Source organism: Oceanitalea stevensii, from assembly GCF_014837105.1.
GTDB classification, from domain to species: Bacteria; Actinomycetota; Actinomycetes; order Actinomycetales; family Actinomycetaceae; genus Oceanitalea; species Oceanitalea stevensii.
Genome location: NZ_JACSPO010000001.1, coordinates 1,208,365 through 1,221,658 on the forward strand (window position 1 = coordinate 1,208,365; position 13,294 = coordinate 1,221,658).

The 13,294-nt window shown below is 73.8% G+C and carries 15 protein-coding genes and 1 tRNA gene; 4 read left to right on the forward strand and 12 right to left on the reverse strand.

Annotation, left to right across the window (positions count from 1 at the left end):
- Window positions 1-80: 80 nt before the first annotated feature.
- The 9 genes from pstS to H9624_RS05660 form a co-directional block, all read right to left on the reverse strand.
- Window positions 81-1,220, reverse strand: a complete 1,140-nt coding sequence (gene pstS / locus H9624_RS05620) for a phosphate ABC transporter substrate-binding protein PstS (RefSeq protein ID WP_251838853.1) — start codon at window positions 1,218-1,220, stop codon at window positions 81-83.
- Between the two features lie 132 nt (window positions 1,221-1,352).
- A complete protein-coding gene (locus tag H9624_RS05625) occupies window positions 1,353-2,108 on the reverse strand; it encodes an anti-sigma factor (protein ID WP_286010679.1) in 756 nt (251 codons plus the stop codon).
- Window positions 2,095-2,628, reverse strand: coding sequence for an RNA polymerase sigma factor (locus tag H9624_RS05630; protein ID WP_251838854.1), 534 nt, complete (start codon window positions 2,626-2,628; stop codon window positions 2,095-2,097). Before H9624_RS05630 ends, H9624_RS05625 begins: the two co-directional genes overlap by 14 nt.
- A gap of 26 nt (window positions 2,629-2,654) precedes the next feature.
- Window positions 2,655-3,344, reverse strand: a complete 690-nt coding sequence (locus H9624_RS05635) for a class F sortase (RefSeq protein ID WP_251838855.1) — start codon at window positions 3,342-3,344, stop codon at window positions 2,655-2,657.
- Window position 3,345: 1 nt separating this feature from the next.
- Window positions 3,346-4,161, reverse strand: coding sequence for a DUF4397 domain-containing protein (locus H9624_RS05640; RefSeq protein ID WP_251838856.1), 816 nt, complete (start codon window positions 4,159-4,161; stop codon window positions 3,346-3,348).
- Between the two features lie 121 nt (window positions 4,162-4,282).
- Entirely contained in the window at window positions 4,283-5,287 is a 1,005-nt protein-coding gene (locus H9624_RS05645; protein ID WP_251838857.1) for an NUDIX hydrolase, read from the reverse strand.
- The gene (locus tag H9624_RS05650; RefSeq protein WP_251838858.1) at window positions 5,284-7,734 is read right to left on the reverse strand and encodes an RNA degradosome polyphosphate kinase; all 2,451 of its coding nucleotides are present in this window, start codon (window positions 7,732-7,734) and stop codon (window positions 5,284-5,286) included. The genes H9624_RS05645 and H9624_RS05650 overlap by 4 nt, the downstream gene beginning before the upstream one ends.
- Window positions 7,735-7,751: 17 nt before the next feature.
- The gene (gene mshD, locus H9624_RS05655; RefSeq protein ID WP_251838859.1) at window positions 7,752-8,603 is read right to left on the reverse strand and encodes a mycothiol synthase; all 852 of its coding nucleotides are present in this window, start codon (window positions 8,601-8,603) and stop codon (window positions 7,752-7,754) included.
- A complete protein-coding gene (locus H9624_RS05660; protein ID WP_251838860.1) occupies window positions 8,603-9,226 on the reverse strand; it encodes a hypothetical protein in 624 nt (207 codons plus the stop codon). The genes mshD and H9624_RS05660 overlap by 1 nt, the downstream gene beginning before the upstream one ends.
- 157 nt (window positions 9,227-9,383) lie before the next feature.
- Between H9624_RS05660 and H9624_RS05665 the strand changes: the two genes are divergently transcribed.
- The gene (locus H9624_RS05665; RefSeq protein ID WP_251838861.1) at window positions 9,384-9,755 is read left to right on the forward strand and encodes a spore germination protein GerW family protein; all 372 of its coding nucleotides are present in this window, start codon (window positions 9,384-9,386) and stop codon (window positions 9,753-9,755) included.
- Here H9624_RS05665 and H9624_RS05670 read toward each other — a convergent pair whose 3' ends face one another.
- Window positions 9,756-10,403: a hypothetical protein gene (locus tag H9624_RS05670; protein WP_251838862.1), complete on the reverse strand. Its 648-nt coding sequence runs from the start codon at window positions 10,401-10,403 to the stop codon at window positions 9,756-9,758.
- Window positions 10,404-10,412: 9 nt separating this feature from the next.
- Entirely contained in the window at window positions 10,413-10,691 is a 279-nt protein-coding gene (locus tag H9624_RS05675) for a hypothetical protein (RefSeq protein WP_251838863.1), read from the reverse strand.
- Between the two features lie 165 nt (window positions 10,692-10,856).
- Between H9624_RS05675 and H9624_RS05680 the strand changes: the two genes are divergently transcribed.
- From H9624_RS05680 to H9624_RS05690, 3 genes are all read left to right on the forward strand, one after another.
- Window positions 10,857-10,929 (forward strand) — tRNA-Lys (locus H9624_RS05680).
- Window positions 10,930-11,018: 89 nt separating this feature from the next.
- The gene (locus H9624_RS05685) at window positions 11,019-11,276 is read left to right on the forward strand and encodes a hypothetical protein (protein WP_251838864.1); all 258 of its coding nucleotides are present in this window, start codon (window positions 11,019-11,021) and stop codon (window positions 11,274-11,276) included.
- Window positions 11,277-11,370: 94 nt separating this feature from the next.
- A complete protein-coding gene (locus tag H9624_RS05690; protein WP_251838865.1) occupies window positions 11,371-11,520 on the forward strand; it encodes a hypothetical protein in 150 nt (49 codons plus the stop codon).
- 90 nt (window positions 11,521-11,610) lie between these two features.
- On the opposite strand, the gene H9624_RS05695 is transcribed toward H9624_RS05690, so the two are convergent.
- Window positions 11,611-13,134, reverse strand: a complete 1,524-nt coding sequence (locus tag H9624_RS05695) for a DEAD/DEAH box helicase (RefSeq protein WP_251838866.1) — start codon at window positions 13,132-13,134, stop codon at window positions 11,611-11,613.
- Between the last annotated feature and the right edge of the window lie 160 nt (window positions 13,135-13,294).

Here is a 13,294-nt window from a genome sequence, read left to right on the forward strand (position 1 = left end):
CCTCCGAGAATCGGACGGCGTGCGGACGTGCGTCGGGCGGGCCGGCGTCAGAGCACCGGCCCGCCCGTCAGGTTAGCCGGTCAGCCGGCAACCGTGATCTGCTCGAGGGCGGCGGTGACCCGCTCTCGCAGCTCGTCGGAGATCGGCGCGGAGCCGGCGACGTCGGGCTGGGCGGCCCGGTCCTGGCCCTCGGCGCTGGCGACGTACTCGAAGTAGGCCTTGACGTTGGCAGCGTCCGCCTCGTTCTCGTAGGTCGAGCAGGCGATCGAGTAGGACACGAGGACGATCGGGTAGGTGCCCGACTCGGTCGTGTCGCGCGCCAGGTCGATCGTCAGGCGCAGGTCGGTCGCGCCCTCGGCCGCCGGGGAGGCGTCGATGACGGCGGCCGCGGCCTCCGGGGAGAAGGGCACGTACTCGTCGCCCACACCGACCGCGACGGTGCCGAGGTCCTCGGCGCGGGAGGCGTCGGCGTAGCCGATGGCGCCCTCGGCGGCCTGGACGGTGTCGATCATGCCGGAGGTCTGGGCGCCGGACTGGGTGCCGGCGATCGGCCAGGTCTCCACCGGGCCGTGCGTCCACACGTCGGGGGCGACGGCGTCGAGGTACTCGGTGAAGTTCTCCGTGGTGCCGGAGTCGTCGGAGCGGTTGACCGGGATGATGCCGAGGTCGGGCAGCTCGACGTCCGGGTTCGCCGCGACGATGGCCGGGTCGTCCCAGCTGGTGACCTCACCCATGAAGATCCCGGCGATGGTCTCCGGGTCGAGGTTGAGGTGCTCGGCGTCGACGCCGGGGAGGTTGTAGACGATCGCGATGGGGCTGATGTACAGCGGCATCTCGATGACCTCGCCGCCGTAGCAGCGGTCGACGCCCGCGGCGAGCTCCTCCTCGTCCATGGCGGCGTCCGAGCCTGCGAAGAGCACGGTGCCGTTGAGGAACTGCTCACGGCCGGTGCCAGAGCCGGTGGGGTCGTAGGTGACGTTGACGTCGGGGTTCTGGTCCATGAAACCGGCGATCCAGCCCTGGACGGCGGACTCCTGCGAGCTCGCCCCGGAGCCGGCGATCGAGCCGGAGAGCTCACCCGCGCCGGCGTCCGTGGAGGAGGAGCCGGGGGTGGAGGCGTCGGAGGTGTCACCGTTACCGCAGGCCGCGAGGGTGAGCGCCACGGCGCTCATGGCGGCGATTCCCGCCAGGCGGCGGCTACCTGCAAGCTTCACGTTCATTCCATCCTGTCAGTCGGAGGGCCCGGGAGACCCGGTGGCCGTCACTGACGGTAGGAAGGGCAGGTGTCCGCCCGGCAGGCGCCGGGTGAACGGCGGGTGAACAGGCGATGTGGATTTCATCACGCCACCCGCTCAGGTCGTCAGGCGGCCCCGCACGATGCTGTCGCCGCTGTGGGCGGGGTCGCCGTCGAAGGGCTCTCGGGAGACGTCGACGAGGACGAGCTCGTCGAGGTCCAGCCCCTCGGGCAGGTCGAAGACGCCCTCGTTGCCGGCGAGCAGGCCGACGCTGACGAGCTGCTGGACGTCCTCGTCGAGCAGCCAGACCTCGCGGAAGCCGTCGCTCTCCTCGCCGCTCACCTCGACCCGCAGGAGCAGGCGGCCGTCGGCCTCCTCGATGCGCGCCGACCCGGTCTCCTGCCACCCGGGCAGCGGGTCGAGCTGGGCCTGCGCCACGGGCGCGGGCTCCTCCTCCTGCGTCCCGGGCAGGTTCGTCACGACGAGCGTGCCGGCGATGCCGGCGGCGACACCGGCGGCGAGCCACGCCGCGCGGGCCAGGCGTCCGCGTGGGCGCTCGCGCCGCCCGGCGGGGCGGGTGGAGCCGCCCGGCCCGCGCCGGGCGGTGGCGGTGGCGGTGGCCGGGGCGGTGGCGGCCGACGGGGGCGCCGGGTCCGAGGTCGTGCTCGCGATCTCCTGCGCGATGCGGTCCCACACGTGCGGGGCGGGGGCGACGAGCGGCTCGGCGGCGCGCCCGGCGGAGACGACGGCGGTGAGCGCGGCGAGCTCCTCGCGGCACTGCTCACAGGTGGCGAGGTGCTCGGCCGCGGCGGCGTCCGGCTCGACCTCGCCGAGCGCGACGAGGGTGAGGGTGTCGTCCTCAACGTGACGCATGGCTTCCCTCCATCCTCGTGCGCAGGCGGCGCAGGCCGCGGTTGATGTGCGACTTCACGGTGCCGAGCGGCAGGTCCATTCTCTCGGCGATCTCGGTGTGCGTGAGCCGCTCGAAGAAGGCGAGCTCGAGCACGTCCTGCTGCGGGGGCCCCAGCTCGACGAGGGCCTGGGCCACGACCACCTGGTCGACGATCTCGTCGGTGCGGTCCGGGCCGGGCGCGTCCTCCGCCTCGGCGAGGTCGGACCGGTCGCGGGCCCGGCGGCGCAGCGCGTCGGCGACGGCGTAGCGGGTGATGCCCGAGAGCCACGCACCGATCGGGGCCCGCTGCGGGTCGAAGCGGTCGCGGGAGCGCCAGGCGCTGACGAAGACCTGCTGGGTGACGTCCTCGGCGTCGGCGGTGTTCCGCAGGGTGCGGAGGGCGATGCTGTAGACCATCGAGGAGTACTCCTCGTAGACGAGCCGGACGGCGTCGGCGGTGCCGTCGCGGAAGCGCGCGCCCAGCACCTCGGGTTCCGTCATCGCCACCTCAGCCGTACGCGTCCCTGTCAGGGGACCAATGTAGCGGTGACGACCGTGTTGTCGGTGTAGCTCTGGACGTCGTCCTGCCACACGCCGTCGCAGGTGATGAGGACGAGGCGGTGCTCGCCGTCGCGGCGGAAGTGCTCGGACAGGTCGATCGTCGTCTTGGGGATGAGACGGGCGGACTCGACGGCGTACTCGAGCACCTGCCCGTCCTCGCGGGTGACCTCGATGCGGTCGCCGGGCTCGAGCTCGACGAGGTCCCGCAGCGGGCCGTAGGCGGTGATGAAGGACCCCGAGTGGGCGGCGATGACGGTGGCCCCCTCCTCGGCCCCCGCGGAGGGGCCGAAGCGGTACCAGCCCGCACGGGCGGCGTCCTCGGGGATCTCCATCTGGCCGTCGGGGGCGACGCCGACGGCGTCGACCGGGAGGTCGGCGTCGAGCGCCGGGACGACCACCCTGACGGGCGGGCTCTGGGTCTGGACCTCGGGGAGCCCCGCCGCCGACCGGACGGGCACATCCGGGACGGCGGCGGGGCTGGAGGCCGGGGATCGGGCCGGGTCGTCTGGGGCGGGCGTCCCGGTCGGTGTCCCCGCGCCCGGGCCGGTGGGGGCTCCCACCACCGGCCCGGGCTGCTCGGGCTCCCCGCCGTCCACGCCGCACCCGGCGAGGACGAGCAGCAGGCTCGCCGCTGCGGCTGCGAGGAGACGGTTCATGTCAGGCCCGGGTCCGGGCGAGACGACGGGCGCCGACGGCGGCGGCGAGGAGCAGCGCGCCCAGGCCCGCGGCAAGCGCGGCGGCGGGCACGGTGGGCTCGTCCACGGGGACGAGGCCGGTGGGCACGCCCGCGGGCGCGGAGTGGAGCCCGGTGATCGTCTGGGTGGCGACGTCGAGGGTGTCGTCCTCGAGGCTGCCCCAGGCGTAGACGATGGTGCTGGAGCCCTCCTCGACCGGGACGTCGACCGGGCCGATGACCGGCTCGGTGGTGCCGGCGGCCGCGACGGCTGCCGGGACGGTGCCGGCGGGCAGGTCCAGGCTCTCCTCCGCACCGTTGGCGAGACCGCTGATGACGGCCTCCCCACCGGCGAGGACGTCGACCTCGGGGGCGGCGGCGGTGTGACGGACCGTGAGGCGGCCCTCACCGGCGGCCGTCTCGGAGATGTCGTTGGTGAAGAAGGAGGCGGTGGGGGCGCCGTCCGCGTCGAGGTGGGCGACGGCGGTGTAGTTGCCCCCGGCCTCGAGCGGCAGGTCGAGCGGCCCGAGCACGGGCTCGCTGTCGTCCTCGGCGTCCGCGGCGGTGATCGCAACGGAGTAGGTGCCGGCGGGCAGCTCGAGCGGGCCGGCGAGGCTGGCAGGCTCGAAGTCGTCCAGGGTGCGCTCCCCGTTGACCCAGACGTCCACGGTGAGGCCCGGGACCCCGTGCAGCACGGACAGCAGCGCGGCGTCGTCGGTGGCGGCCGAGGCCGGAGCGGCGAGAGCGAGCAGGGCGAGGCCGGCGGTGGCGCCGATCCCTGCGCGACGGGTGGTGCTCATGGTGTCCTCCAGTGTCGGTAGTGGTGCTGACACCAGGTATTCGTCACCACCCCCCGATCCGGATGCACCTGGGTGCGAGGAACTTTTTTCTCCCCGCTCCCGGCGGACCGGGGCGAGCGTCCTACGTCCGGTCCGCGGCCGTCAGCTCCTCCTTGTACGTCGGCGCGCGGTGCTTCTCGAGCGCGACGACGACGGCCGCCCGGCCGGGGCGGCGCCCGACGTGGACGACGAGCATCTCCGAGGTCTTGAGCCACGGGTCGGACTCGGGGACCTGCTTCATGATGCGGTTGGGCGTGTTGATCGCGATCTGGTCCATGAAGGTCGGCAGAACGGGCCGGTGGGTGCAGATCGCGACGCCCGGCGCGCGCTGCTTGACCTCGGCGTCCAGGAGCTGGCGTGCCCGCTTGGGCTTCTCGCGGTGGGCGTCCTCGGTGATCTCCGGGTGCAGCTCGACCTCGACGCCGATGGCGTCGGCGTAGGGCGTCACCGTGTCGACGCAGCGCCGCCACGGGCTCGAGACGACCCGGTCGACGCCGTAGGCGGACAGCAGCGGGACGAGCCGCTGCGCCTGCGCCTCGCCCACGGCGGTGAGCGGGCGGGTGGACTCCCCGCCCTTCCACACGGTGCGCTTGCGGGCGCGGGCGTGCCGCACGACGATCAGCGCCCACGTGCTGAGCCGCTCGTCCTTCCACTGGTCCAGGAGCATGCCGAGCGGCTCACGGTCGTGGTCGTGGGTGAGGAGCCGGCGCGCGTCCTTGGCCTCGACCCAGCGCACGTCGTCGATCTCGCGCTCGCTCGCCGGGACGGCGAGCGGGCGGCCCCGCAGCGACAGGTCCCCGGGCGGGGCGGTGTGCGCGGCCCAGTAGTGGACCTCCTTGCGCCGCCCGTCGCTGATCCGGTAGCTGACCTTGGGCAGCGGCTGGCCGAGGACGACGGCGACCCCCGTCTCCTCCGCCGTCTCCCGGACGGCGCAGGCGGCGAGCGTCTCGCCGTTGTCGAGCTTGCCCTTGGGCCAGGACCAGTCGTCGTAGCGCGGCCGGTGGACGAGGAGCACCTCGAGCTTCTTGCGGTCGTTGACGCGCCACACGAGCGTGCCGGCCGCGTACTGGGTCCGTGGGACGCTCATCGGCTGGCCGCCACCCGCCGCCGGGCGCGGGCGATGAGGAGCTGCTGGAGGTCCTCGAGCGGTGTGCCGTCCTCCGCGAACTGGTGGCGCTCCCAGGTGCCGTCCTGCAGGAGGTGCCAGGACGCCGTCGTCGGCGCGACGCAGCGGTCGAGGAGGTCGGTGAGGAACTCGACCTGCCCCTTGTCGATGATCCGCACGAGCACCTCGACGCGGCGGTCGAGGTTCCGGTGCATGAGGTCGGCGCTGCCGATCCACAGGTCGGGCACCTCCTCGTCCCCGGCGAAGGCGAAGACGCGGGCGTGCTCGAGGAAGCGGCCGAGGATCGAGCGGACGCGGATGTTCTCGCTCAGGCCCGGGATCCCGGCGCGGAGCGCGCAGATGCCGCGGACGACGACGTCGACCTGCACGCCCGCCTGGCTCGCCCGGTACAGCGCGTCGATGATGGTCTCGTCGACGATCGAGTTGACCTTGATCTTGATCCACGCCGGGCGGCCCGCGCGGTGCCCGGCGATCTCCCGCTCGATGCGCTCGACGAGCCCGGGGCGCACGGAGCGCGGCGCGACGAGCAGGCGGCGGAAGCGCGAGCGCGGGGCGTAGCCGGAGAGCTGGTTGAACAGCCGGGTGAGGTCCTGCCCGACGTCGGGGTCGCAGGTGAGCAGGCCGAGGTCCTCGTAGCCGCGGGCCGTCTTGGGGTTGTAGTTGCCGGTGCCGATATGGCAGTAGCGCCGCAGCCCGTCCTTCTCGTTGCGCACGACGAGGGACAGCTTGCAGTGGGTCTTGAGCCCGACGATGCCGTAGACGACGTGGACGCCGGCCTCCTCGAGCTTGCGCGCCCAGGAGATGTTCGCCTGCTCGTCGAAGCGCGCCTTGATCTCGACGATCGCCAGCACCTGCTTGCCCGCCTCGGCGGCGTCGATGAGGGCGTCGACGATCGGGGAGTCGCCGGACGTGCGGTAGAGGGTCTGCTTGATGGCGAGCACCTTGGGGTCCGCCGCCGCCTGGGCGAGGAACTCCTGGACCGACGTCGAGAACGAGTCGTAGGGGTGGTGGAGGAGGACGTCACGGCGGCGGATGGCCTCGAAGATGTTCGTCGGCTGCGCGCTCTCCACCTCCGCCAGCGCCTGGGCCGTGACGGGGACGAACTTCGGGTACTTCAGCTCGGGCCGGTCGAGCTCGTGGATGACGTCGAGGCCGGTGAGGTCGAGGAGCGAGGGCAGCTCGTAGACCTCGTGCTCGACGACGCCGAGCTCGCGGATGAGGAGGTCGCGCACGTGCGCGCTGATGCCCTGGGCGAGCTCGAGCCGTACCGCGGGCCCGAAGCGGCGGCGCATGAGCTCCCTCTCCAGCGCCTGGAGGAGGTTCTCGGCGTCGTCCTCCTCGACCTCGAGGTCCTCGTTGCGGGTGACCCGGAAGGTGTGGTGCTCGACGATCTCCATCCCGGGGAAGAGGTAGTCGAGGTGCTCGCCGATGATCTCCTCGAGCGGGACGAAGGCGGTGCGGCCGTCCTCGCGCGAGGACGGCGTCTCCTCCGGGCGGTGCGGGCGGCCCGCGGCGTCGACGGCGATGAAGCGCGGCAGCAGCGGCGGCACCTTGACGCGGGCGAAGTGCTCCTTGCCCGAGCTGGGGTTGCGGACGACGACGGCGAGGTTGAGCGAGAGCCCGGAGATGTAGGGGAAGGGGTGGGCCGGGTCGACGGCGAGCGGGGTGAGGACCGGGAAGATCTGCTTGCGGAAGTACTTGCGCAGGCGCAGCTGCTCGCTCTCGGCGAGGTCCTCCCAGTGGAGGATCTCGATCCCCTCGGCGGCGAGCGCCGGCTGGATGTCCTCGGCGAAGGTGCGTGCGTGCTCCTCCATGAGCTCGTGGGCGCGCACGCTGATGGCCTCGAGGACCTGCCGCGGGGAGAGCCCGGACGCCGCCGTCACGGCGAGGCCGGTGGCGATGCGCCGCTTGAGGCCGGCCACGCGGACCATGAAGAACTCGTCGAGGTTGGAGGCGAAGATCGACAGGAACCACGCGCGCTCGAGGAGCGGCTGGGTGGTGTCCTGGGCCTGCTCGAGCACCCGCTGGTTGAAGGCGAGCCAGCTGAGCTCGCGGTCCGCGAAGCGGCCCTCGGGGAGCCCGACGTCGAGCGGGTCGACCTCACCGCCGTCGTCCCCGGCCTCCTCGCCCGCCTCCTCGACGAGCTCGTCCGCCTGCTCGGCGACCTCCTCGGCGGGCGCGGCGGCGCCGGTCAGCGCGACGGCGTCGACGCCGTCGTGAGCGGCACCGTCGTGAGCGGCACCGTCGTGAGCGGCACCGTCGTGAGCGGCACCGTCGTGAGCGGCACCGTCGTGTGCGACGCCGTCGTGGGCGGCGCCGTCGTCCGTGGCGTCGTCGCCGGTCTCGGGCCGCTCGTCGGCGGGCGCGTCCTCGAGGTGGCTGGGCGTGGTGACCTCAGGCTCTGGCATGGGGCCATGCTGCCACCTCAGCGCGCGTACTGAACGTCGAGCGAGGAGCGGTCGTAACCGGCACGGCGGTAGGTGCGGATCGCCGCCGTGTTGTCGCCCTCGACGTAGAGCGTGGTGCGGCGGAAGCCACGCCCGCGCATCTCGGCGAGGGCGAGGGCGGTGAGGTGCCCGCCCAGCCCGCGTCCCTGGGCCTGCGGGTGGACGCCCAGGGCGTAGATCTCGGCGTCCTGCCCCTCGGGCTTGACCCACATCGAGGCGAGGAGCGCGTCCGGCCGCCCGGCCTCGTGGGCGAGCCACAGGAGGGAGGGGTCGAACCACGGCTCGGCCTGCCGCTGGTGGAGGTCCGCGACGGTGAGGCGACCCTGCTCGGGGTGCGCGGCGAAGGCGGCGGCGTTGAGGGCGACCCACGCCTCCTCGTCCTGCCCGACGACGAAGGTGCGCACCTCCACCCCGGCGGGCGCCGCGGCCGCCGGCGCCTGCGCTCCCGGCTCGAGGTCGCGCGCCATCTGCCACAGCTCACGGGTGACGCGCAGCCCGGCGGCGCGGGCCAGCGCCTGGGCGCCGGGGAGGTCGCCGTGCGCCCACAGCGCGACGGTGGGGACGTCGTCGAGGACGGTGTCGAGCAGCCGCCGTCCCAGGCCGCGACGGCGGTGGGCCGGGTGCACGCACAGCTCGCCGCTGCCCTCGGGGTCGACGACGGCGTGGGCGAGGAGCTCCTCCCCCTCGGCGAGCCAGTGGTGGCGGTAGCCGTCGGCGCCGTGGCGCACCGCGAGGACGGTCTGCTCGTTGAAGGGCGCGACGCCGTCGGCGTCCGTCGCGGCGGCGGCGAGACGCAGGACGGCGTCCGCGGAGGTGAGGCCGGTGCCCATCAGTCGAGGGTTCCCACGCGCCACATCTCGGCGGCGCGCTCGAGCTCCTCGGCGGTGCGGAGCAGCGCGGAGGCGCGGCGGGTGAGACGGGCGGCGAGCTCGTCGTCGTCGACCCAGTCGGCGTCGAGCGCGGAGCCGGTGGCGACGACACGGATGAAGGCGGCGGCGCGGTCGAGGGCGACGTCGAGGTCCCCCTCGTAGACGCCCGCGAGGACGGCGTCGGCGAGCTGGGCGACGTCGCTCGGCCCGGGGGGCTCGACGACGCCGGCGATGACCCCGGCCACCTCGGCGCGGTGCCGGCCGATGGAGAAGCGGTCCGCGACCCGGGCGGGGTCGGCCCGGACCCACTCGCGCATGAGGTAGAGGCGCCACAGGGCACCCGGGAGGGTGGTCGGGGGGCTCTGCGCCCACAGCGCCGCGATGGTGTCCAGGCCCTCGGTGTCGACGAGGGACACGAGCCGGGAGACGAGCTCGGGGTCCTCCGCACCGGCGCGGCCGCGCCCGACGAGCACCGCGGCCGTCGTGTGGGCGGCCTGCGAGCGCAGCGCCGGGTCGACGTCGCCGACGATGCGCTCGGCGGTCTGCGCGTCGAGCATGGCCGGACGGCGGTGCTTGCGCTCCATCTGTCCCCCTCACGGTGGTCCGCCCCGGACGGACCGACCGGAACTCCACGATGCTACGAGACACCTCCCCCGTCCGGCACGTGCGCAGCCGCTCTTCCCCGCGCCCGCCGTCCGTGGTGTGCTGGGCGCGCCCACCCCGGAGGAGAGGAAGCACACCATGGACGAGACACCCGCGACCCGGCCGATCGACGCGGCCGGTGACGCCCTGCACGTGCGACGCGTCTTCGGGGAGGCCTACGAGGCGGGCGGCACGCTCGTCATCCCGGTCGCCAGGGTCGTCGGCGGCAGCGGTATGGGCTACGGCACCGGCGCCCTGGGCAGCCCCGAGCAGGGCGGCACCGGGGAGGGCTCCGGCGGCGGGGGCGGCTTCGGCGTCCACGCGAAGGCCGTGGGTGTCTACACCGTGCGTGACGGCGTCGTGCGCTGGCACCCGGCGCTCGACCTCAACCAGGTGATCCTCGGCGGCCAGGTGGTCGGAGCGATCGCCGTGCTCGCCCTCGCCCGGGCGCTGCGGGCGCGGCGCCGGTAGTCAGTCCAGCCGGCTGGCCCTGGCCCGGGCGGCCGCGGCGTCGAGCTCGTCGGCCGTCGTGGCGAGGGCGTGGGGACGGCGGGTGACGGGGCCGGCGGCGTCGTCGTCGTGCGTGTGCCAGCGTGGGTCGCTCGCGGCGCCGTCGGACAGCACCCGCAGGAAGGCCGCGGCCTGCTCGAGCAGGTCCGCGAGGTCGGTCTCGCTCGTCCCGGAGAAGAGCTGGGCGAGCCGCTCGTCCAGGACCGGTGGCTGAGGGGCGACGACGGCGTCGCGCGGCTCGCCGTCCGGGGTCGTCTCCCCCGGGCCGGTCTGCGCGGTGCCGGCGCGGAAGCGCATCGTGATGGTCTCGGGATCGCGCTCGAGCCAGGCACGCAGGAGGTAGAGGCGCCACAGGGCGCCGGGGAGGCTGGTGGCCGGGCTGCGCGACCAGAGACCCGCGATCTCGTCCAGGCCCTCGGCGTCGATGATGGCGCCGACACGCTCGGCGAGGCGCTCGTCCTCGGCCAGGTGGCTCGGGCCGAAGAGGACCGCGTTGGCCGTGGAGTGGGCGGCCTCGAAGGCGAGGGCGGGGTCGGAGTCGCCCCAGATGAGCTCGGCGTCCTTGTTGTCGAGGATGGCGGGCCGTCTGGGCCGCTCGCGACCGTCCACTGCTCTGGGTCAGCTCGCCTTGCGGAGGGCGAAGCCCACGCCCTCGGGGCCGGTCTCCGCGTCGAGCTGGTGCTCGGCGAGGAGCGGTGAGGCGGCCTCCTCGACGAAGACGCGGGCACCGTCCTCCTCGATGACGGCGTCGCCCCGCTCGGGCTGCGGCGACAGGCTCATCTCCACGAGGTCCGCGTCCGGGGCGAGGGAGAGCCGCACCCCGCCGGACTTCGGCAGGCCCGACTGGGAGGTGATGCCCGTGATGGCTGCCTTGGCGTTGTCGGTGAGGCTCAACATGGTGTCCCCCTCGGAGGTATCGGCGGTGCGTCCTGCACCCCCTCTACGGTGAGTCCCTGGGCCGCTCCCCGCAACCGGGACGCGCCGCAGCCTGGCCGGCAGGCCGGTCCGCGTAGTCTTGCCCCTGCCGGTGCGCGGCGGGGTGAGCTCGCCCGCGCGTCCCGGGGGCCTCTAGCTCAATGGGCAGAGCAGCGGACTTTTAATCCGTAGGTTGTGGGTTCGAGTCCCACGGGGCCCACTGGAGGCACGCCCTCCGATCCTGTTGCATGCTGGGAGTACCCAGCCCGTGGCAGGTCCACGGCACACTCGCCCGACCGGACGAAGGACATGGAGACGTACGACAGCACGGTGAAGCTCGCTCAGGCCCTCGGCCCGGGCGACGTGCTCGTGGGCGTCGGTCCGGGCGGCGAACGGCTGTACCCGGTCCACGAGGTGCAGCGCAGGGCCGGGGAGGTCGTCGTCGTCGCCGGCGACCAGTCCGTGACGTTCCACCCGCGTGACGAGGTGCGGGTCGCGCACCCGGACGTGGTGGGGCTCCACGCCCGCGACGAGTCGGCCGCCGAGTCGCCGACGCGGACGGCGTAGCGCCTCCCGTTCGGCTGGCGCCCCCGACCGTCGCCTCGTACGTTCGTCCGGCACGCCGACGAGACCCGCCGGCCACGCACACGAGGAGGGCACGATGGGATTCCTGCGCAAGGCCATTCGAGGTGGCATCGCCCTGAAGGCGCTTCAGATCGTCCAGCGTGAGGCGGCCAAGCCCGAGAACCAGCGCAAGGCCAAGGAGATGTACGCCAAGGTCCGCGACCGGAAAAAGCCCCCGCAGCGCTGACGCGAGTACGCACAGACGGTCACCCAGGGACGCACGTGATGTGCGTCGGGGTGACCGTCTGTGCGTACTCGGGGAGAGGTGAGAGGGGCGTCAGACGCTGCGGACGCCGGACGTCGCACGCCGGCCGCCGCGGCTGCGGCCCTGGCCGCCGCCCTGCGCCGGGCGCGAGTCGACCGAGGCCTGCCCGGTCGTGGAGGAGTAGACCGAACGCGACCCGGCACCGCGGCCGGCGCCGCCGCCGGTCCTGGCGCCGGTCTTGGCACCCCCACGGCTGCCGCCGCGGGGCGCACCGGAACCGCCGGACCGGCCGCCGCCCTGGGGCGCGCGGTCGGTGGTGGCGGCGGAGCCGGAGCGGCCACGGCCGCCGCGACGACGGCCGCTGCCGCCACCGGCACCGGCGCGCTGCTGCTGAGGTGCGCTCGGCACGGTCGCCGCGGCCTCGGCCGGGGACACGAGCGGGGCGAGCTCGCCGACGAGCTCGGAGATGACCCGGTCACCGGGGCGCACGCTCACCGGCTTCGCCGAGATCTTTGCCTGGCGGGTGAGGGTGCGCATGTCGCCGGCCTGCTCGGGGAGCATGATCGTCACGACGTCGCCGCCGGAGCCGGCGCGGGCCGTGCGGCCGGAGCGGTGCAGGTAGGCCTTGTGCTCGGCGGGCGGGTCGACGTGGACGACGAGCTCGACGTCGTCGACGTGGATGCCACGCGCGGCGATGTCGGTGGCGACGAGCACGCGGACGGTGCCGGTGGAGAAGGCCGCGAGGTTGCGCTCACGGGCCGGCTGGGTGAGGTTGCCGTGCAGGTCGACGGCGGGCACGCCGGCCGCCGTCAGCTGCTTGGCGAGGCGCTTGGCCTGGTGCTTGGTGCGCGTGAAGAGCACGCGCTTGCCGGTGCCCGAGGCGAGGGCCTGGACGACGTCCTTCTTGTCGTCGGCGCCGGAGACGGCGAGGACGTGGTGCGTCATCGCCGCGACGGGCGACTCCGCGCTGTCGACCGAGTGGTGCAGCGGGTCGGTGAGGTAGCGCTTGACGAGGACGTCGACGCCGTTGTCCAGCGTCGCGGAGAAGAGCATCCGCTGGCCGGTGCGGGGCGTGCGGTCCATGATCCGCTTGACGCCGGGCAGGAAGCCGAGGTCGGCCATGTGGTCGGCCTCGTCGAGGATGGTGATCTGCACGTCCTCGAGCGACAGCACGCCCTGCCCGAGGAGGTCCTCGAGGCGGCCGGGGCAGGCGATGACGATGTCGACGCCGGTGCGGAGCGCGTTGACCTGGCGGGTCTGGTTGACGCCACCGAAGATCGTCGTCGTCACCAGCCCGAGTGAGGTCGCGAGGGGCTCGACGACGGCGTTGACCTGGTTGGCGAGCTCACGCGTCGGCACGAGGACGAGGCCGCTGGGGCGCTTGGAGACGCGGCGTCGGCCGGCGAGCCGCGTGACGAGCGGGAGGGCGAAGGCGAGGGTCTTGCCGGAGCCGGTACGCCCGCGGCCGAGGACGTCCCGGCCCTTGAGGGTGTCGGGCAGCGTCGCCGACTGGATGGGGAATGGAGCCGTGATGCCGGTGTCGGTGAGGTGCTGGACGACGGGCGCGGGCAGGTCAAAGGACGCGAAGGAAGTCAAGGGTGCCTTTCAGGCTTCGAAGATCGGTCGGAGTTCGCCGTAACGGGATCCGCAGCGATGACCGCTGCATCGAACTCGACGACGCCGGGCTCGCGAAGACGCGCTGCCCACCTCGCCAGGATAGCCCTACTCCCGTCCCTGTGCCGGGCAGGGACTGTGA